Source organism: Pseudomonas sp. NPDC089428 (genome assembly GCF_044749325.1).
Lineage (GTDB): Bacteria > Pseudomonadota > Gammaproteobacteria > Pseudomonadales > Pseudomonadaceae > Aquipseudomonas.
The window spans coordinates 319,397-339,279 of record NZ_JBIVHT010000005.1; the positions used below are offsets into that span (position 1 = coordinate 319,397).

General features: G+C 64.2%; 18 protein-coding genes and 1 pseudogene. 16 read left to right on the forward strand and 3 right to left on the reverse strand.

Annotated features, from left to right (window positions below):
• Window positions 1-2: 2 nt before the first annotated feature.
• Window positions 3-1,037 carry a flagellar motor protein MotB gene (gene motB / locus ACIPZ5_RS12580; RefSeq protein ID WP_261942465.1) on the forward strand — a complete coding sequence of 345 codons (1,035 nt, stop codon included), beginning with the start codon at window positions 3-5 and terminating at the stop codon, window positions 1,035-1,037.
• A gap of 72 nt (window positions 1,038-1,109) precedes the next feature.
• Here motB and ACIPZ5_RS12585 read toward each other — a convergent pair whose 3' ends face one another.
• Both ACIPZ5_RS12585 and rsgA read right to left on the reverse strand, forming a co-directional pair.
• Window positions 1,110-1,589, reverse strand: coding sequence for a molecular chaperone Tir (locus tag ACIPZ5_RS12585; RefSeq protein WP_343598186.1), 480 nt, complete (start codon window positions 1,587-1,589; stop codon window positions 1,110-1,112).
• Between the two features lie 113 nt (window positions 1,590-1,702).
• Entirely contained in the window at window positions 1,703-2,734 is a 1,032-nt protein-coding gene (gene rsgA, locus ACIPZ5_RS12590; RefSeq protein WP_343598188.1) for a small ribosomal subunit biogenesis GTPase RsgA, read from the reverse strand.
• A 141-nt stretch (window positions 2,735-2,875) separates the two neighbouring features.
• Between rsgA and orn the strand changes: the two genes are divergently transcribed.
• Both orn and ACIPZ5_RS12600 read left to right on the forward strand, forming a co-directional pair.
• Window positions 2,876-3,418, forward strand: coding sequence for an oligoribonuclease (gene orn / locus ACIPZ5_RS12595; protein ID WP_261942468.1), 543 nt, complete (start codon window positions 2,876-2,878; stop codon window positions 3,416-3,418).
• A gap of 88 nt (window positions 3,419-3,506) precedes the next feature.
• A complete protein-coding gene (locus ACIPZ5_RS12600) occupies window positions 3,507-4,118 on the forward strand; it encodes a trimeric intracellular cation channel family protein (protein ID WP_054887870.1) in 612 nt (203 codons plus the stop codon).
• A gap of 94 nt (window positions 4,119-4,212) precedes the next feature.
• Here ACIPZ5_RS12600 and queG read toward each other — a convergent pair whose 3' ends face one another.
• Complete coding sequence (queG, locus tag ACIPZ5_RS12605) at window positions 4,213-5,277, reverse strand: tRNA epoxyqueuosine(34) reductase QueG (protein ID WP_400808926.1); 1,065 nt, start codon at window positions 5,275-5,277, stop codon at window positions 4,213-4,215.
• Window positions 5,278-5,341: 64 nt separating this feature from the next.
• Between queG and ACIPZ5_RS12610 the strand changes: the two genes are divergently transcribed.
• The 13 genes and pseudogenes from ACIPZ5_RS12610 (at window position 5,342) to ACIPZ5_RS12670 (ending at window position 19,747) form a co-directional block, all read left to right on the forward strand.
• Window positions 5,342-6,202 (forward strand): NAD(P)H-hydrate dehydratase, encoded by an 861-nt coding sequence (locus ACIPZ5_RS12610; protein ID WP_400808929.1) that lies wholly within the window; start codon window positions 5,342-5,344, stop codon window positions 6,200-6,202.
• The gene (tsaE, locus tag ACIPZ5_RS12615) at window positions 6,190-6,663 is read left to right on the forward strand and encodes a tRNA (adenosine(37)-N6)-threonylcarbamoyltransferase complex ATPase subunit type 1 TsaE (protein ID WP_261942472.1); all 474 of its coding nucleotides are present in this window, start codon (window positions 6,190-6,192) and stop codon (window positions 6,661-6,663) included. The genes ACIPZ5_RS12610 and tsaE overlap by 13 nt, the downstream gene beginning before the upstream one ends.
• 11 nt (window positions 6,664-6,674) lie before the next feature.
• On the forward strand, window positions 6,675-8,105 hold the full coding sequence (locus ACIPZ5_RS12620) for an N-acetylmuramoyl-L-alanine amidase (RefSeq protein ID WP_261942473.1): 1,431 nt from the start codon (window positions 6,675-6,677) through the stop codon (window positions 8,103-8,105).
• Entirely contained in the window at window positions 8,102-10,000 is a 1,899-nt protein-coding gene (gene mutL / locus ACIPZ5_RS12625; RefSeq protein WP_400808933.1) for a DNA mismatch repair endonuclease MutL, read from the forward strand. Before ACIPZ5_RS12620 ends, mutL begins: the two co-directional genes overlap by 4 nt.
• Window position 10,001: 1 nt before the next feature.
• Window positions 10,002-10,973 carry a tRNA (adenosine(37)-N6)-dimethylallyltransferase MiaA gene (gene miaA, locus ACIPZ5_RS12630; RefSeq protein ID WP_343598200.1) on the forward strand — a complete coding sequence of 324 codons (972 nt, stop codon included), beginning with the start codon at window positions 10,002-10,004 and terminating at the stop codon, window positions 10,971-10,973.
• Window positions 10,974-11,067: 94 nt separating this feature from the next.
• Window positions 11,068-11,328 carry an RNA chaperone Hfq gene (hfq, locus tag ACIPZ5_RS12635; RefSeq protein WP_027920748.1) on the forward strand — a complete coding sequence of 87 codons (261 nt, stop codon included), beginning with the start codon at window positions 11,068-11,070 and terminating at the stop codon, window positions 11,326-11,328.
• Between the two features lie 12 nt (window positions 11,329-11,340).
• Entirely contained in the window at window positions 11,341-12,642 is a 1,302-nt protein-coding gene (gene hflX, locus ACIPZ5_RS12640) for a ribosome rescue GTPase HflX (RefSeq protein ID WP_027920749.1), read from the forward strand.
• A gap of 96 nt (window positions 12,643-12,738) precedes the next feature.
• Entirely contained in the window at window positions 12,739-13,917 is a 1,179-nt protein-coding gene (gene hflK / locus ACIPZ5_RS12645; protein ID WP_313710510.1) for an FtsH protease activity modulator HflK, read from the forward strand.
• The gene (gene hflC, locus ACIPZ5_RS12650; RefSeq protein WP_085676768.1) at window positions 13,917-14,786 is read left to right on the forward strand and encodes a protease modulator HflC; all 870 of its coding nucleotides are present in this window, start codon (window positions 13,917-13,919) and stop codon (window positions 14,784-14,786) included. The genes hflK and hflC overlap by 1 nt, the downstream gene beginning before the upstream one ends.
• Before the next feature lie 301 nt (window positions 14,787-15,087).
• The gene (locus ACIPZ5_RS12655; protein ID WP_085676769.1) at window positions 15,088-16,275 is read left to right on the forward strand and encodes an ATP phosphoribosyltransferase regulatory subunit; all 1,188 of its coding nucleotides are present in this window, start codon (window positions 15,088-15,090) and stop codon (window positions 16,273-16,275) included.
• Between the two features lie 56 nt (window positions 16,276-16,331).
• Window positions 16,332-17,624: an adenylosuccinate synthase gene (locus ACIPZ5_RS12660; RefSeq protein ID WP_003249542.1), complete on the forward strand. Its 1,293-nt coding sequence runs from the start codon at window positions 16,332-16,334 to the stop codon at window positions 17,622-17,624.
• Window positions 17,625-18,628: 1,004 nt separating this feature from the next.
• Window positions 18,629-18,841: pseudogene (locus tag ACIPZ5_RS12665) on the forward strand (methyl-accepting chemotaxis protein); the annotation flags it as partial.
• Window positions 18,842-19,042: 201 nt separating this feature from the next.
• Complete coding sequence (locus ACIPZ5_RS12670; protein WP_400720495.1) at window positions 19,043-19,747, forward strand: methyl-accepting chemotaxis protein; 705 nt, start codon at window positions 19,043-19,045, stop codon at window positions 19,745-19,747.
• Window positions 19,748-19,883: the final 136 nt, after the last annotated feature.

Consider the following 19,883-nt stretch of genomic DNA (forward strand, 5'->3'; position numbering starts at 1 on the left):
TCATGGAAAACAATCAGCCGATAATCATCAAGCGCGTCAAGCGCTTCGGTGGCGGGCACCATGGCGGCGCCTGGAAGATCGCCTTCGCCGACTTCGCCACGGCGATGATGGCGTTCTTCCTGGTACTGTGGCTGCTCTCCACGGCTACGCCTGAACAGAAGATCGCCATTGCCGGCTACTTCAAGGACCCGATCGGTTTTTCCGAGAGCGGCACGCCTTACGTCATTGATCTGGGTGGTTCGCCGCAGCTGGCGCCGGAAAAGACCATCAACCCGGAGCAGAAGTCCGAGCCTACGCCTGACACCAGCATCCAGCTGGACAAGGATCAGGTCGAGACCATGGCCGAACAGGTCGAGCGCGAGCGCCTCGAGTTGCTGCTGCAGGAACTGCAGAACAAGGTCGAGGAAAACCCGCAGCTGCAGAAGTTCAAGGACCAGATCCTGTTCGAGATCACCCAGGACGGCCTGCGTATCCAGATCATGGATGCCGAGAACCGGCCGATGTTCGACATCGGCAGCGCACGCCTGCAGCCATATTTCGAAGACATCCTGCTGGCCATGGCCGACACCATCAAGGCGGTGCCGAACAAGATCAGCATCAGTGGCCACACCGATGCCAAGCCGTACTCCGGCACTGGCGACTTCGGCAACTGGGAACTGTCGGCCAACCGCGCCAACGCCGCACGCCGTGCCTTGGTTGCCGGCGGCTATCCGGATGGTCAGGTGGCGCGGGTGGTGGGGTATGCCTCGTCGTCGCTGTTCGACCGCAAGAACCCGTTCAACCCGGTCAACCGCCGTATCGATATCATCGTCCTGACCAAGAAGGCGCAGCGCAACATCGAGGGTGAGCAGGGTGCGCCCGAGGCGCCGGCCCAACCGGCTCCGCCAGCGGGTGCTGCGCCTGGGGCCGCGGCACCGGTAGCTCCGGCGGCGGGTGCTGCCGCTGCCGAGGCGCCGATGCAGCCGCGGGAACTGCGCCAGAAGCTGAACATCTTCGAGGACGGGACCTTGAAGATGGATGAGCAGAAGGATCAGTAACCGCTGCTGTCGCTTTGCAGCCCTTCGCGCCTCGACTTGCCCGCGCAGGGCTGCAGAGCAGCCCTGAAAGATTCAAAAGCCCCGCCTGATCTTGGCCTTGAGATCGGCATGAAAGAAATCCGCATTGTCCCGGTCGACACTTGAGCCACGCTCTGCAGGCAGAATCATTGCCCGTTGGAACGTGCACTCGTCGTGATATGCCCGCACGAACAGGTCGATGTGCGCCCGTTCGCGCATCACCGGCCACCTGGCAAGGTACTCTGGCGGCTTGCCGTCCCCTCTGTGGTAGAAGCTGACCCGCCGATTGGCTGCAACCGCAGCTTCCAGTAGCCCGGCTGTCCACCAGTCATCGCTTGCTGCCGCGGGCAGCAGGCCGATCCAGTGGGTGGCATCGTTTATCTGTTGGCAGGCGCTGCCATGATGCTCTTCGCGAACCTGCCCGTCGGCGCCAAACTCCACCAGCTGCGCGGTGATGCCTTCAAGCAGCAGGCGTTCATTGAGAATGAAGGCGTCAAGCCGCTCTTCGTGGCGGTAACTGATAAAAACCGGCATCGCGGTTGCCCTCCCTGATAGAAGTCATGACCTTCAGGGAAAGCGAGGGGCAGGGCAATAGATGGCAGGAAAACCGGAGGCGTCCTACGCACTCCGGTAACATTTCCTACAAATCAGTAGCTGTCTTCCGGCAGGCTGGCAATGATCGAACGGTAGCTGTTCATCCGCTGCGGCTTGATGCGGCCGTCTTCAAGAGCCTTGAGCAGTGCGCACCCCGGTTCGCGATCATGCTTGCAGTCGCGGAAGCGGCAGGTGCCGAACAAGTCGCGGAACTCGATGAAACCATCTTCCACGTCGTTGCGGCTGACGTGGCCGAGGCCGAACTCGCGGATGCCCGGCGAGTCGATCAGGTCGCCGCCGTTGGGGAAGTGATACAGGCGTGCCGTGGTGGTGGTGTGCTGGCCCTGGCCAGACCATTCGGACAGGTCTCCCACGCGGGTGCCGGCATCCGGCAGCAAACTGTTGACCAGCGACGACTTGCCCACGCCCGACTGGCCGACGAACACGCTGATGTGCCCGTCGAGCATCTGTTGCAGGCGCTGCATGCCGTCGCCGTGGTGCGCGGAGACTTCCAGCAGCGGATAGCCCAGTTCGCGGTAGACCTCAAGCAGCGCGTGCAGGCCCGGGCCGTTCTCTGCGTCGATCAGGTCGGCCTTGTTCAGCAGCAGCAGCGGGCGAATACCGGCGTGCTCAGCGGCCACCAGGTAACGGTCGATCAGGTTCGGGTGCGGCTCCGGTGCCGGGGCGAAGACGATCACGATCAGGTCGACGTTGGCCGCGACCGGCTTGAGCTGGCCGTGGTTGTTCGGCCGGCACAGCTCGGTGCTGCGCGGCATCTGCGCGACGATCACGCCGATGCCCTGGTTGCCGGCGCGCCAGACCACGCGGTCGCCAGTGACCAGCGCCGGCAGGTTGGCCCGCAGGTGGCAGCGGAATACCTGGCCGGCAACTTCGCCGTCCTGGGCTTCCACCTCGACCTGCACACCGAAGTGGGCGATCACCAGGCCCAGTTGTTCCGGCCCCAGGTCACCGCCCTCCAGCTCTTGCAGCACGTGCTGCTCGCGTTTGGCGGCGCGAGCGGCGCGTTCGTTCTGGATTTTTTCGATACGCCAGTTCTGGCGACGATTGAGCTGGCGTTTGGCCATGGACCTTCCAAGGTGGGGCAAGTTGAAAACGGCAGGCAGTTTAGCACGCCCGCTCACAGACCATTCTGGTTACCTTTGCGCCGCGCATGCGCAGGCCGGCGTCGCTAGGCTAATATGACGGCCTATACGAGGAGCCCCTTCATGCAGAACCCACAGAACCTGATCTGGATCGATCTGGAAATGACCGGCCTGGATCCGGACCACGACGTCATCATCGAGATGGCCACCATCGTCACTGACAGCGAGCTGAACACCCTGGCCGAAGGCCCTGTGATCGCCATCCACCACAGCGACGAAGTGCTGGCGCGCATGGATGAGTGGAACACCCGCACCCATGGCGCCTCGGGCCTGACCCAGCGCGTGCGCGACAGCAAGATCAGCATGGCCGAAGCTGAAGCGCAGACCATCGCCTTCCTCGAACAATGGGTGCCGAAAGGCAAGTCGCCGATCTGCGGCAACAGCATCTGCCAGGATCGCCGTTTCCTTTACCGCCACATGCGCGGCCTGGAAAACTACTTCCACTATCGCAACCTCGATGTCTCCACCCTGAAGGAACTGGCTGCGCGCTGGGCGCCGAACGTGCGTGACAGCTTCAAGAAGGGCAGCACCCACCTGGCGCTGGACGATATCCGCGAGTCGATCGCGGAACTGCGCCACTATCGCGAGCATTTCATCAAGGTATGAGCGGAAAGGGCGCAGATATGCTCGCGCCCTCTTTTGGTGCCTTTGGCAACTGGTTAGACTGCGCGCCTTTCCTGCTCGGACCCGCGCCATGTTGTTGATGCTCTACCTGATTGCCATCACCGCCGAAGCCATGACCGGTGCCCTGTCTGCCGGCCGCCGCGGCATGGACTGGTTTGGCGTGGTGCTGATCGCCTGCGTGACTGCCCTGGGTGGCGGCTCGGTGCGCGACGTGCTGCTTGGTCATTACCCGTTGACCTGGGTGAAGCACCCGGAATACCTGGTGCTGACCAGCTTTGCCGCGCTGCTGACCATTTTCATCGCACCGATGATGCGCCGTTTGCGCTCGTTGTTCCTGGTGCTGGATGCCCTGGGCCTGGTGGCATTTACCCTGATTGGCTGCATGACCGCGCTGGAAATGGGGCAGGGCATGCTGGTGGCGTCGATCAGCGGGGTGATCACTGGGGTGTTTGGCGGGATCCTGCGGGATATCTTCTGTAACGACATCCCGCTGGTGTTCCGTCGTGAGCTGTATGCCAGTGTGTCGTTCGCGGCGGCGTGGTTCTATCTGGGCTGCGTGTACTTCAAGCTACCGGCGGAGCAGGCGATGCTGCTGACCTTGTTCGGCGGCTTCCTGGTGCGCTTGCTGGCGATCCGTTTCCATTGGGAAATGCCCAAGTTCCACTACAACGACCAGCAATAAATGCAGGGCTCAGGGGCTACGCGGTCTCTGTGGGAGCGGGCAAGCCCGCTCCCACAGGGATCGCGCAGGCTTTGAAAGCAGAATATGGCGGGGGCTAGTGGATGCCGTGCCGGTCCAGCGCCCACTCCACATGCTCGCGCACCAGCTCCGACTCATCTTCGCGCCGCGCCTTCAACGCCTCGATCACCGGAATCGTCGAGGGCGCATTACCCAGCCCTACCGCCAGGTTGCGCAAAAAACGCTCATAACCCGCCCGGCGCAGCGGCCCGCCCTCGGTCTTGCGCAAGAAGGTGCGCTCGTCCCACAGGAACATTTCAGCCAGCTCGGCATTATCCAGCCCATGCCGCGGCTGGAAGTCCTGCTCCTTGCTGTAATTGGCAAAACGGTTCCAGGGGCAGACGATCTGGCAGTCATCGCAGCCAAACACCCGATTGCCCATCAGCGAGCGCAGCTCGACCGGAATCGGCCCGCGCAACTCGATGGTCAGGTAGGAGATGCAGCGCCGCGCATCCAGCTCGTACGGCCCGACGAACGCCTGGGTCGGGCAGATGTCCAGGCACGCCTGGCAGCGCCCGCAGTGTTCACTGGTATGTGCCTCGTCCACTGGCAGCGGCAGGTCGACGAACAGTTCGGCCAGGAAGAAATAGCTGCCGGCCTTGCGGTTGAGCAGCAGGGTATTCTTGCCGATCCAGCCCAGCCCGGCTTGTTCGGCCAGGGCCTTCTCCAGCACCGGCGCGCTGTCGACGAAGGCGCGGTAACCGAACGGGCCGATCGCTTCCTGGATGCGGTCCGCCAGGAACTGCACGCGCTTGCGGACCAGCTTGTGGTAGTCGCGGCCCAGGGCGTAGCGCGAGACGTAGGCCTTTTCCGGCTGGGCCAGGCGTTGCGCCATCTGCGTGTCGCCGGGCAGGTAGTCCATGCGCAGTGATACCACCCGTACCGTGCCGGGGATCAGTTGGTCGGGGTGGGCGCGTTTGCTGCCATGGGCACCGAGGTATTCCATTTCGCCCTGGTAGCCGGCGTCGAGCCAGCGCTGCAGGTGTTGTTCGTGCTCGCCAAGGTCGACACCGGCGATGCCGACGTGGGCAAAACCGAGTTCTTGGCCCCAGATCTTGATGGATTGGGCCAGTTGGGCGAGGTCAGGGGTACAGGCGGACATGGATGGGCAGGCAATACGGGCTCAGGTGCGTATAATTCTGCCAGACATTGGAGCCTTTGACCCCATGCCGCAGACCAAACACCCCAGCAATGCCCCACAATTGCTCAGTAGCGTGACCGCCGCACGCCTGCCGGCACGTCATGCGCAGGCCCATAAAGGCGACTTTGGCCATGTGCTGGTCGTCGGTGGTGACCTGGGCACCGGTGGCGCCGTGCTGCTCAGTGCAGAGGCTGCGCTGCGCTGCGGTGCCGGGCTGGTCAGCGTGGCGACGCGCCCGGAGCACGTCGTGGCCGGGCTGGCACGCATGCCGGAGGCCATGTGCCTGGGGGTCGAGTCGGCCAATCAGTTGATCGGTGTGCTGGAGCGCGCCTCGGTGCTGGTGGTGGGCCCTGGCCTGGGGCAGGCTGCCTGGGGCCGCAGCCTGCTGTCTGCGGTGACCAACGCCGAGCGGCCGCAGGTGTGGGATGCCGACGCCCTGAACCTGCTGGCCCGCACGCCACTGGCACTGCCCAGCGGCAGCATCCTCACCCCGCACCCGGGGGAGGCGGCGCGGCTGTTGGGCATATCCACCGAGGCAGTACAGGCCGATCGGCCAGGTGCGGCGCGCAAGCTTGCCCGCCGCTATGCCAGTGTCTGCGTGCTCAAGGGGGCCGGCACCCTGGTGGCGGACCCCGCCGGCCAACTGGCGCTGTGCGAGCGGGGCCACCCGGCGATGGCTGGTGCAGGGCTGGGCGACGTGCTCACCGGCGTGCTGGCGGCCTTGCTGGCCCAGGGGCTGGACGCCTGGAGTGCGGCGGGCCTGGGCGTATGGTTGCACGCCAGTGCAGGGGAGCGTCTGGGCGTCAAAGGTAGAGGCCTGGCAGCCAGTGATCTGGCGCCGGTCATTCGTGAGTTGTTGGAGGAGCATTCTGCGTGTCTGGCTTAACCCTGTTTCTGGCCGATGAAGCGGCTACGGTCGATTTCGGCGCAAAACTGGCCGAGGTGACCGGCGGTCGTGGCGTGATTTTTCTGGAAGGCGACCTGGGGGCGGGCAAGACCACGCTCTCGCGTGGCTTGATCCGTGGGCTGGGCCATACTGGTGCAGTGAAAAGTCCGACGTTCACCGTGGTAGAACCCTACGAAATCGGTGAAGTGCGCGCCTTCCATTTCGACCTGTATCGCCTGGTCGACCCGGAAGAGCTTGAGTTCATGGGCATTCGTGACTATTTCGAGGGCGATCCGCTGTGCCTGTTCGAATGGCCGCAAAAGGGTGCGGGCGTTTTGCCAAAGCCCGACCTGACCATTACCATAAGCCCCCAAGCGAGCGGCCGCTCGCTTGACCTTACGCCGCAGGGGGCTCGCGGCGAGGCCTGGTGCACTGCACTGGCCGAACACTATAAACAGTAAGTGGGGTAGGTATGCGCATACGCGCACTGGTCGCTGTCGTTGGATTGCTGCTGACAGCGGTGACCGTTGACGCTCTGGCCGTCACTCAAGTCAAGAGCGTGCGCCTGTGGCGCGCGCCGGACAACACGCGGTTGGTCTTTGACCTGTCTGGCCCCGTGCAGCATAGCGTCTTCACCCTGAGCGCACCCGATCGCCTGGTGATCGACATCAATGGCGCGACCTTGGCCGCGCCGCTGAGCGTTTCGACCGCGAACACGCCGATCAGCAGCGTGCGCTCGGCCCAACGTACCCCTACCGACCTGCGTGTGGTGGTCGACCTCAAGAAGTCGGTCACGCCCAAGAGCTTCACCTTGGCGCCCAATGCCCAGTATGGCAACCGCCTGGTGGTCGACCTGTACGACCAGGAAGCCGACGCCATCGCCGCCACGGCGCCGACCCCGCCGCCAACGCCGGTGCAGACCCCGGCGACCACGCCAGCCGTGCCGGTGACCCCGGCTCAGCCCGCGATCAAGCTGCCACCGGTGCCAAGCGGCAAGCGCGACATCGTGGTCGCCATCGATGCCGGCCATGGCGGCGAAGACCCGGGGGCATCCGGCTCCAGCGGCCAGCACGAGAAAGACATCGTGCTGCAGATCGCCAAGGAGCTGCAGCGCCAGATCAACACCGAAAGGGGTTACCGCGCCGAGCTGACTCGTACCGGTGACTACTTCATTCCACTGCGCAAGCGCACCGAGATTGCCCGCAAGAAGGGTGCCGACCTGTTCATCTCGATCCACGCCGACGCTGCACCGTCACGCGCCGCGTTCGGCGCCTCGGTGTTCGCCCTGTCCGACCGTGGCGCCACATCCGAGACCGCGCGCTGGCTGGCCGACACGGAAAACCGTTCCGACCTGATCGGTGGTGCCGGCAACGTCAGCCTCGACGACAAGGACCGCATGCTTGCGGGCGTGCTGCTCGACCTGTCGATGACTGCCACGCTGAGCTCCAGCCTGAATGTCGGGCAGAAGGTGCTCGGCAACATGGGCCGCGTGACGTCGCTGCACAAGCAGCGGGTGGAACAGGCAGGCTTCATGGTGCTGAAGTCGCCGGATATCCCGTCGATCCTCGTTGAAACCGGGTTCATCTCGAACAACAACGAAGCGGCCAAGCTGGCCACTGCCAGCCATCAGCAAGCGTTGGCACGTTCGATTCATACCGGTGTGCGCCAGTACTTCCAGCAGAACCCGCCGCCCGGCACCTACGTTGCCTGGCTGCGCGACAGTGGCAAGATCGCCCAAGGCCCGCGTGAGCACACCGTGCGCCCGGGCGAGACCCTGGCGATGATCGCCGTGCGCTATCAGGTCAGTGTGCCCAGCCTGCGCAGCACCAACGGCCTCAAGACCGATGAGCTGAAGGTCGGCCAGCACCTCGATATCCCCGCTACCACATTGGCTTCGCAATGAGTGGCGGTTCGCGCATACAGCTGCTCAGCCCGCGGCTGGCCAACCAGATTGCTGCGGGTGAGGTGGTCGAGCGCCCGGCTTCGGTGGCCAAGGAACTGTTGGAAAACAGCCTGGACTCCGGCGCCCGGCGCATCGACGTGGAAGTCGAGCAGGGTGGTGTGAAGCTGCTGCGGGTACGTGACGATGGCAGCGGCATTTCCGCCGACGACCTGCCGCTGGCCCTGGCCCGTCACGCCACCAGCAAGATTCGCGAGCTGGAGGACCTTGAAGGCGTACTGAGCCTGGGCTTCCGTGGCGAGGCACTGGCGTCGATCAGCTCGGTGGCGCGCCTGACCCTGACCTCGCGCACGGCCAGTGCTGGCGAAGCCTGGCAGGTTGAGACCGAAGGCCGAGACATGACGCCGCGCGTGCAACCCGCCGCGCATCCAGTCGGCACTTCGGTGGAAGTGCGCGACCTGTTCTTCAATACCCCGGCCCGACGCAAGTTCCTCAAGGCTGAAAAGACCGAATTCGATCACCTGCAGGAAGTCATCCGTCGCCTGGCCCTGGCTCGCTTCGATGTCGGCTTCCACCTGCGCCACAACGGCAAGAGTGTCCTCAGCCTGCATGAGGCGCATGACGAAACTGCCCGTGCACGGCGGGTCGGCGCCATCTGTGGCCCGGGCTTCATGGAACAGGCGCTGCCGATCGACGTCGAGCGCAATGGTCTGAGGCTGTGGGGCTGGGTCGGCCTGCCGACGTTTTCGCGCAGCCAGGCCGATTTGCAGTACTTCTTCGTCAACGGCCGTGCGGTGCGCGACAAACTGGTCGCCCATGCCGTACGCCAGGCCTATCGCGATGTGCTGTTCAATGGCCGGCATCCGACCTTTGTGCTGTTCCTCGAGCTCGAACCGAATGGCGTCGATGTCAACGTGCACCCGACCAAGCACGAAGTGCGTTTCCGCGAAGGCCGCTCGGTGCATGACTTCCTCTATGGCACGCTGCACCGTGCCCTGGCTGATGTACGCCCGGAAGATCAGCTGGCTGCGCCTGCCGCTGTGCCTGAAGTGGTTCGCCCGACTGGCCAGCAGGCCGGTGAGTTCGGCCCGCAAGGCGAAATGCGCCTGGCCTCGCCGGTGCTCGAGCAGCCGCAAGCGCCGCAGCATTCCATTTCCAATGGTGGCAGTGGCGCCGGTTACCAGTACCAGTACACACCGCGCCCGTCGCAGCCGTTGCCGGCCGCCGAGTCCCAGGCGGTCTACCGCGAGTTCTACAAGCCGCTGAACACTGGCACGCCAGCCCCTTCGGCGCTGCCGGAAAGCCTGGGCGACATCCCGCCATTGGGTTATGCCCTGGCCCAGCTCAAGGGGATCTACATCCTGGCCGAGAATGCCGTTGGCCTGGTGCTGGTGGACATGCATGCGGCCCACGAGCGCATCATGTACGAGCGGCTCAAGGTGGCCATGGCCAGCGAAGGCCTCAGCGGCCAGCCGCTGCTGGTGCCGGAAACCCTGGCGCTGAGCCAGCGCGAGGCCGACTGTGCCGAGGAGCACGGCCAGTGGTTCCAGCGCCTGGGCTTCGAGCTGCAACGCCTGGGCCCTGAAACGCTAGCGATCCGCCAGATTCCTGCGCTGCTCAAGCAGGCCGAAGCCAATCGCCTGGTCCAGGACGTGCTCGCCGACCTGATGGAGTACGGCACCAGCGACCGTATCCAGGCGCATCTCAACGAACTGCTCGGTACCATGGCTTGCCACGGCGCCGTGCGCGCCAACCGGCGCCTGGCCATCCCCGAGATGAACGCCCTGCTGCGCGACATGGAAAACACCGAGCGCAGCGGCCAGTGCAACCATGGTCGCCCGACCTGGACCCAGATGGGTCTGGACGATCTGGACAAACTTTTCCTGCGCGGTCGATGACATGAGCGGCAAGCCCCCTGCGATATTCCTCATGGGCCCGACGGCGGCCGGCAAGACAGACCTCGCCATCGAGCTGACCAAGGTCCTGCCCTGCGAGCTGATCAGTGTCGACTCGGCGCTGGTCTACCGTGGCCTGGATATTGGTTCAGCCAAGCCTTCCAAAGAGATTCTGGCGGCCTACCCGCACCGGCTGATCGACATCCGCGACCCGGCCGAGAGCTACTCGGCCGCGCAGTTTCGCGCTGATGCCCTGGAGGCGATGGCCGATATCACCGCGCGCGGCAAGATTCCGTTGCTGGTCGGTGGCACCATGCTCTATTACAAGGCGCTTATCGAAGGCCTGGCGGACATGCCGGCGGCCGATGCCGCCGTGCGCGCAGAGCTCGAGGCCCAGGCCGAGGCGCTGGGCCTGGCCGAGCTGCACCGGCAACTGGCGGAAGTCGACCCGGAGTCGGCAGCGCGCATTCACCCCAACGACCCGCAGCGGCTGATCCGGGCGCTGGAGGTTTATCGGGTGAGTGGCGAGAACATGACTGCCCATCGCCAGCGTCAATTCGCGGAAAGTAGCGGCGCAGACGCAGGCGCTGGCGGGCATTTGCCCTATACTGTCGCGAGTTTGGCGATTGCGCCTGCGGATCGTCACATTTTGCATAAGCGAATTGCGCTACGATTTTCGCAGATGCTGGAACAGGGCTTCGTTGAGGAGGTCCGATCGCTGCGAGCCAGAAGTGACTTGCACGCCGGGCTGCCGTCTATACGGGCAGTGGGGTATCGACAGGTCTGGGACTACCTCGACGGCAAGCTGACTGAGAATGAGATGCGCGAACGCGGTATCATTGCAACTCGGCAGCTGGCCAAGCGGCAGTTCACCTGGTTGCGTGGCTGGCCTGATGTGCACTGGCTCGACAGCCTGGCCTGCGACAATCTGTCCCGCACCTTGAAATACCTTGGGGCCGTCTCCATATTGAGCTGAGTCCCTGCTGATAGCCGTCTATTCTTGCGAAGGGGCGGCCTGACTTATCAATTTTTCTGATTTTCTATTATTTATCCTTACAGGAGTGCGGCATATGTCAAAAGGGCATTCGCTACAAGACCCTTACTTGAACCAACTGAGAAAAGAAAAGGTCCCGGTATCGATCTATCTGGTAAACGGGATCAAGCTGCAGGGCTCGATCGAATCCTTCGACCAGTTCGTGGTACTGCTGAAGAACACCGTCAGCCAGATGGTCTACAAGCACGCCATCTCGACCGTGGTTCCTGCTCGTCCGGTTCGCCTGCCAAGCCCGTCCGATTCCGAACACGGCGACAGCGAGCCAGGCAACGCCTGATAGGAGCCTGCATTGTTCTTTGAGCGCCACGGTGGTGGTGAGCGGGCGTTGCTCGTTCACTTGGAAGGTCAGAACCCTGAGGCGCGCGAAGACCCGCAGGAGTTTCAGGAGCTGGCACTGTCGGCTGGAGCCGACATCGTCTCGTTGGCCACGGTAGCCAGGCATCAGCCTACGGCCAAATACCTGATTGGCAGCGGCAAGGTCGAGGAATTGCGCGACCTGGTCAAAGCCGAACAGGTAGACCTGGTGATTTTCAATCACACCCTCACGCCCAGTCAGGAGCGCAACCTCGAGCGAGTCTTCGAGTGCCGCGTGCTTGACCGTACCGGGCTGATTCTCGACATCTTCGCCCAGCGGGCGCGTACCCATGAAGGCAAGCTGCAGGTCGAACTGGCCCAGCTCGACCACATGAGCACGCGGCTGGTGCGCGGCTGGACCCACCTTGAGCGGCAGAAAGGTGGTATCGGCCTGCGTGGCCCGGGTGAAACCCAGCTGGAAACCGACCGCCGCCTGCTGCGGGTACGTATCCGGCAGATCAAGGGGCGCCTGGAAAAGGTGCGCAGCCAGCGCGAGCAGGCCCGCCGTGGCCGCAAGCGCGCGGATATCCCTTCGGTTTCGCTGGTCGGCTATACCAACGCCGGCAAGTCCACGCTGTTCAATGCCCTGACCGAATCCGAGGTGTACGCGGCCGATCAGCTGTTCGCCACGCTCGACCCGACCTTGCGCCGGCTAGAGCTGGCCGACCTGGGCCCGATCGTGCTGGCCGACACCGTGGGCTTCATTCGCCACCTGCCGCACAAGCTGGTCGAGGCATTTCGGGCTACGCTCGAAGAATCGAGCAACTCGGACCTGCTGCTGCATGTGATCGACGCCCATGAGCCAGAGCGCATGGAGCAGATCGAGCAAGTGTTGGCCGTGTTGGGCGAGATCGGTGCCGAAGGCTTGCCGATCCTTGAGGTCTATAACAAACTCGACCTGCTTGAAGATGTCGAGCCGCAGATCCAGCGTGATGCCGATGGCAAGCCGCAGCGGGTCTGGGTATCGGCACGAGATGGACGTGGCCTGGAGTTGGTCGGCCAGGCGATTGCCGAGTTGCTGGGGGATGATCTGTTTGTCGGTACCCTGTGTCTGGAGCAGCGTTTTGCCCGCTTGCGCGCGCAATTCTTTGCCCTGGGTGCCGTGCAGAGTGAAGAGCATGACGAAGAAGGGCGCAGCCTGCTGAGTGTTCGCCTGCCCAGGGTCGAGTTGAATCGCCTGGTCAGTCGTGAAGGCATGGAGCCGCAAGTGTTTGTCGAGCAACACACTTTGCAATAAATGCCCGGCGAGGTCGCCGGGCAGCAGTGGCAGGCATTCTGTAGCATTGGACGGCGCGCCGTGGGCGCGTCTTTGCTTTATCAGATGGAGAGCGCTATGGCTTGGAACGAGCCGGGTGGCAACTCGAACAATCAGGATCCCTGGGGCGGCCGTCGCGGTGGCGGCGGTGGTGGCGACAAGAAGGGTCCGCCGGATCTGGACGAGGCCTTCCGCAAGCTGCAGGACAGCCTGAACGGCATGTTCGGCAGTGGCAAGAAACGTGGCGGCGGTGACCGCAATGTCGGCAAGGGTGGTGGCTTCGGCCTGCTGGGCATCGGCCTGGCGGTGCTTGCCGCAATCTGGCTGTACAGCGCCGTGTACGTGGTCGACGAGCAGGAGCAGGCCGTGGTGCTGCGCTTCGGCAAGTACTATGAGACGGTCGGTCCCGGCCTGAACATCTACTTCCCGCCGATCGATCGCAAGTACATGGAAAACGTCACGCGCGAGCGTGCCTACACCAAGCAGGGGCAGATGCTCACCGAGGACGAGAACATCGTCGAGGTGCCGCTGACCGTCCAGTACAAGATCAGCAACCTGCAGGACTTCGTGCTCAACGTCGACCAGCCTGAGGTCAGCCTGCAGCATGCGACCGACAGTGCCCTGCGCCACGTGGTGGGTTCCACCTCGATGGACCAGGTGTTGACCGAAGGCCGTGAGCAGATGGCCGTGGATATCCGCGAACGCCTGCAGCGCTTCCTCGACAACTACCGCACGGGTATCACCGTCACCCAGGTCAACGTACAGAGCGCGGCAGCCCCGCGTGAAGTGCAGGAAGCCTTCGACGACGTGATCCGCGCCCGTGAAGACGAGCAGCGTGCCCGCAACCAGGCCGAGTCCTACGCCAATGGCGTGGTGCCGGAAGCCCGTGGCCAGGCCCAGCGCATCATCGAGGACGCCAACGGTTACCGCGACGAAGTCATCGCTCGCGCCAAGGGTGAGGCCGACCGCTTCACCAAACTGGTCGGCGAATACCGCAAGGCCCCTGACGTGACCCGTCAGCGCCTGTACCTGGAGACCATGCAAGAGGTCTACAGCAATACCAGCAAGGTTCTGGTCACGGCCAAGGACGGGCAGAACAACCTGCTCTACCTGCCGCTGGACAAGATGGTCGAAGGCAGCCGCAGCGCTTCCGCGCCAAGCACCAGTGTCAGCCCGTCGGTCAACGATGCGGCCGCACGTGCCGCGCAGGACCTGCAACAGCAACAGCAGCCACTGCGCACTAGGGAGAGCCGCTGATGAGCAACCGATCGCTGATCGCCCTGATCGCCGCCGTGGTTCTGGCCATTGTGGCCTGGAACAGCTTCTATATCGTGTCCCAGACCGAGCGTGCGGTACTGCTGCGCTTCGGCAAGGTGGTCCAGGCGGATGTCCAGCCGGGCTTGCACGTGAAGATTCCATACGTGAACCAGGTACGTAAGTTCGACGCACGCCTGATGACCCTCGACGCCCCGACCCAGCGGTTCCTGACCCTGGAGAAGAAGGCGGTGATGGTCGACGCCTACGCCAAGTGGCGCGTCAAGGATGCCGAGCGCTTCTACACGGCCACTTCCGGCATGAAGCAGATCGCCGACGAGCGTCTGTCGCGTCGCCTGGAAAGCGGCCTGCGTGACCAGTTCGGTAAACGTACCCTGCACGAGGTGGTTTCCGGTGAACGTGACGCGCTGATGGCTGACATCACCGCCTCGCTGAACCGCATGGCCAGCAAGGAGCTGGGTATCGAGGTCATCGACGTGCGCGTCAAGGCCATCGACCTGCCGAAGGAAGTCAACCGCAGCGTGTTCGACCGCATGAGCACCGAACGTGAGCGGGAAGCCCGCGAGCACCGCGCCAAAGGTAACGAGTTGGCCGAAGGTATTCGTGCCGATGCCGACCGTCAGCGCCGTGTACTGCTGGCCGAAGCCTACCGCGAAGCAGAGGAAACCCGCGGTGATGGCGACGCCCAGTCGGCCGCCATCTATGCCAAGGCCTACTCCCAGGACGCCGATTTCTATGCGTTCTACCGTAGCCTGCAGGCGTACCGCGAGAGCTTCTCGAGCAAGAGCGACGTACTGGTCCTGGATCCGAAGAACGAGTTCTTCCGCTTCCTGGACAAGAGCAAGCCGTGATGCTCATGCCCTGATTTTCATTCAGCGGCGCCCCGCCTGGCAGCTAAAACACCAGGCGGGGTGCATCCTGAATGAAAAGGGGTGTATGATGAGGCAGCCGGGAAATTTCCCGGCTTTTTTGCGTCTGCAAGGTTGATTGGCAAAGCGCCAGTTGACGGTTTGGTCAGGTCGCAAGGCAATTCGAGGGTATCGGGTACGGTGGCTGCGCTGGGATCAGTGCTGCCCGCTGCTGTGCGCGATGCCGGCTTTACTGACGGCTCGCCTGCTGGCAAGCCGCCCGGACCAGAGGGGAAATGGCGTAATGGCAACGGTAGACCGCTGGCTGCTGCCAGATGGCATCGAGGAAGTACTGCCACCTGAGGCTGCGCGTATCGAGATCGCGCGCCGTCAGGTGTTGGACCTGTTCCAGAGTTGGGGCTATGAGCTGGTCGTCACCCCGCATATCGAGTACCTGGAGTCGCTGCTCACCGGCGCCGGCCAGGACCTGGATCAGCGCACCTTCAAGGTGGTCGACCCGCAGTCGGGCCGCCTGATGGGCTTCCGCGCCGACTTCACCCCGCAGGTGGCGCGTATCGACGCCCACACCCTGCGCCGTGAGGGCCCGAGCCGCCTGTGCTACGCCGGCAGCGTGCTGCACGCCCAGCCGCGTGCCCTGTCCACCTCGCGCAGCCCGATTCAGCTGGGTGCCGAGCTGTACGGCGATGCCAGCCCGACCAGCGATGTCGAAGTCATCAGCCTGATGCTCGCCACCCTGCAGCTGACCGACGTTGCCGATGTGCACATGGACCTCGGCCACGTCGGCATCTACCGCGGCCTGGCCCGTGCCGCCGGCCTGTCGGGCGCGGTCGAACAGCAGTTGTTCGATGCCCTGCAGCGCAAATCGGTCGATGAAGTACAGGCGCTGACCGCCGACCTGCCGAAGGACCTGGGCAACATGCTGCGCGCTCTGGTCGAGCTGTGCGGTGGCCGTGAAGTGCTGGCCGAAGCCCGTGTGCGTCTGGGGCGTGCCCCGGCCAGCGTACTGGCAGCGCTCGACGACCTGTTGGCCATCGCTGATCGCCTGGCGTCGCGCTACCCGGAGCTGCCGCTGTACTTCGATCTCGGCGAGCTGCGCGGCTACCACTATCACACCGGCGTGGTGTTCGCCGTGTTTGTCCCGGGCGAGGGTCAATCGATCGCCCAGGGCGGCCGCTATGACGACATCGGCGCCGACTTTGGCCGGGCTCGCCCGGCCACCGGTTTCTCCACGGATTTGAAGACCCTGGTCACACTGGGGCGAGCGGAGGTCGTATTGCCAACTGGCGGCATCTGGATGCCGGACAGTGGCGACGCGGCCCTCTGGCAGCAGGTCTGCCAGTTGCGCAACGAGGGCCAGCGTGTGGTCCAGGCCCTGCCTGGCCAGCCGTTGAGTGCTGCTCTCGAGGCGGATTGTGATCGGCAATTGATTCAGCAAGACGGGCGCTGGCAGGTTCTGCCGCTGGCCCAGTGAGTTTCTGCGTCGGCAGTAGGCCGGCAACCAAGTTTGCGTGAATGAGGACCAATGTAATGGGTAAGAATGTCGTCGTCCTGGGCACCCAGTGGGGTGATGAGGGCAAAGGCAAGATCGTCGATCTGCTGACCGAACATGCTGCCGCCGTAGTGCGCTACCAAGGTGGTCACAACGCGGGCCACACCCTGGTGATCAACGGTGAAAAAACCGTTCTGCACCTGATTCCCTCGGGCATCCTGCGTGAAGGCGTACAGTGCCTGATCGGCAACGGCGTGGTCGTTGCCCCGGACGCCCTGATGCGTGAAATCACCAAGCTGGAAGAGAAGGGCGTACCGGTGCGCGAGCGCCTGCGCATCTCCCCGGCTGCGCCACTGATCCTGTCGTACCACGTGGCCCTGGACCAGGCCCGTGAAAAAGCCCGTGGCGAAGCCAAGATCGGCACCACCGGCCGCGGCATCGGCCCGGCATACGAAGACAAGGTTGCACGTCGCGGCCTGCGCGTTGGCGACCTGTTCCACCGCGAGCGTTTCGCCGCCAAGCTAGGTGAGCTGCTGGACTACCACAACTTCCAGCTGGTGAACTACTACAAAGAGCCGGCCATCGACTTCCAGCAGACCCTGGACGAGTGCATGGCCTACGCCGAGCAGCTCAAGCCGATGATGCTCGATGTCACCGCCGAGCTGCACAACCTGCGTCGCGCCGGCAAGGACATCATGTTCGAAGGCGCCCAGGGCTCGCTGCTGGACATCGACCACGGTACCTACCCGTACGTCACCAGCTCCAACACCACCGCTGGCGGCATCTCCACCGGTTCCGGCGTTGGCCCGATGTACCTGGACTACATCCTCGGCATCACCAAGGCCTACACCACTCGCGTGGGTTCCGGTCCGTTCCCGACCGAACTGTTCGACGAGACCGGCGCCACCCTGGCCAAGCGTGGTCACGAGTTCGGTTCGACCACCGGCCGTGCCCGTCGTTGCGGCTGGTTCGATGCCGTCATCCTGCGTCGCGCCATCGACGTCAACAGCATCTCGGGCATCTGCCTGACCAAGCTGGACGTGCTGGACGGCCTGGAAACCATCAACATCTGCGTTGGCTACAAGAACGAGAACGGTGCGGTCATCGACGCGCCTTCCGATGCCGACAGCTACATCGGCCTGGAGCCGGTGTACGAAGAGATGCCAGGCTGGAGCGAGTCGACCCTGGGCGTGAAAACCCTGGAAGAGCTGCCGCAAGCTGCGCGTGACTACATCAAGCGCATCGAAGAGCTGGTAGGCGCGCCGATCGACATCATTTCGACCGGCCCGGACCGCAACGAGACCATCGTCCTGCGTCATCCGTTCGCCTGATCTGCCCTTCAGGCTGATCTGGCGCCGCGGTCCTGAAAAGGATCGCGGCGTTTTCATTTGTGGCCCAGGCCTGGCGGTATTGCTAGACCTTGGCGTGTATCCCTGCTGTATGCGGCACAACCCTTGCTGTAAGAAGTTTCTGTAGATGCCATCAAAATAGTGGCGCCAGAAAACACGAGGGTTACACCGTGTCTGCCATCCTTTCACTGTTACGAAGCCGCCTCCTGCGGCCTGTGTTTGTTGCCCTTGGTATCGCCCTTTTGGTGCAGGTGCTGGTTGCCGTTGCGCTGACCCGCAGCACCGTGACGGCCTTGGAGGCCGATCTGGGCGAGCGCCTGGGCAATGACAGCCGTCAGCTCGCCGGCGAGCTGGAGCAGGCCGGGCAGGACGTGCGCGGGGGCCTTGAGAGCCTTTCCAGCAGTACCCGCCAGCGTCTGAGCGCGGGGCTTTCCACGCGGCTGCAGGACGAACAGCAGCAGTTGCGCGCCACCCTGGAGAAAAACCTCAAGGACTCGGCCAACGACATGGCCGAATTGCTGGCCTCGGTCGCCCCACGGGCGATCTGGGACAACGATGTGCCGATGCTCTCTGACTTCGCCCGCCGCGCCCAGCGCAACCCCAACGTATTGTTTGTGATCTACGACGACGCCCAGGGCCAGCACCTCACCCGCTACCTGAACCGGCAGAACCCGATCAACCAGGCGCTGATCGAGAAGGGCCAGGGCGAGCGGGCGCTGGACAAGGTGCTCGAAGCCGCGCGTCGCGACCCGTCGGTGTATTTCGTCGAGGCCTCGATCAGCCCCAATGGTGCCGAGATCGGCAAAGTCTTGATGGGGGTCTCCACGGCCGGCGTTGATCAGGCGCTCAAGGCGCTCGACCAGCGTTTCAGTGCTCTGATTGCCAGTGGTGAGCAACTGGTCGGCGATAGCCTGGGAGCCGCAGCCGCCGACAGCGGCAAGGCCCTGCGCGAGCGCCTGGAAGCCGCGCAGGTCAGCGCCACCGCAATGCAGGCCAACACCGCGCAAACCGTGCGTGACGCAGCTGCCGAGCTGCGCTGGCGCATTGGCCTGGGCCTGGTGGTGGTTGGCCTGGGTGTGCTGCTGGTGGTCGCCGTGGTGTTAGGCCGCCGCGTGCTCAGCAAGCTGCGCCTGCTGATCGCTGCGCTCAATGACCTTGCCGCCGGGGAAGGGGACCTGACCAAGCGCGTGAACCTCGACAGCCGCGACGAGATCGGTGACATGGCCTCGGCGGTCAACCGCTTCGTCGACAAGCTGCAGCCTATCGTCCGCGAGGCCGGCGAGGTGGCCCAACGGACCGGGGTCGAGATCGGCACCATGGCCCAGCGCAACGCCGGAGCCGATGCCGCAGCGGCGTTGCAGCGTGACGAAGTGGCTGCCAGCCTGCGCGACCTGTCGAGCATGGCCGACGAAGCCCAGGCTGAAAGCCATGCCATGCAGGCGGCGTTGCAGCAGGTGGTGGACATTCGCCAGGCGACCGATGAGAACAGCCGTTCCTCGACGCAGCTGGCGAGCTTGATCGAGAACCTTGCCGGCCAGGTCGAAACGGGCTCGCAAGTGATCGAGCGCCTGGCCAAGCAAAGTGAGCAGATTGAAGTGGTGCTGACCGTCATTCACGGGATTGCCGAGCAGACCAACCTGCTGGCCCTCAACGCGGCAATCGAAGCCGCCCGCGCTGGGGAGACGGGCCGCGGGTTTGCCGTGGTGGCCGACGAAGTGCGGGCGCTGGCGAGCAAGACGCAGAGCTCTACCGGCGACATTCAGGCGCACATTGCCGCGCTGCAGAAAGGTGCCAAGGAAGCGGTGGCGACCATCAGCCAGGCCGGGCTCAAGGCCAGCGAGGGGCTGTTGGTGCTGCGCGACAACGAGCGTCGCCAGCAGTCGGTGCAGGCTGCCGTGGAGCAAGTGCACGCGGCCATCGGCCTGGCGACCCGCGCTGCTGAGCAGCAAGCCCACGGCGCGCAGGCGGTGCGTGGGCGGGTGGAGAATATCCATGCTCAAGCCGAGCGCTCGGCCGAGGTGGTGATGCAGACCACTGCCAGCAGCAAGGTGCTGGATGACCTGGCGGCCCAACTGCGCGCCAGTCTGGGTCAGTTCAGGGCTTGATCCCTGCTCCGTTTCTAAAAAACGGCGCGATCCTGTAGGAGCCGGGGGGGGGGGGGGGGGGGGGGGGGGGGGGGGGGGGGGGGGGGGGGGGCGCCGGGGGGGGGGGGGGGGGGGGGGGGGGCAGGGGGGCGACGGC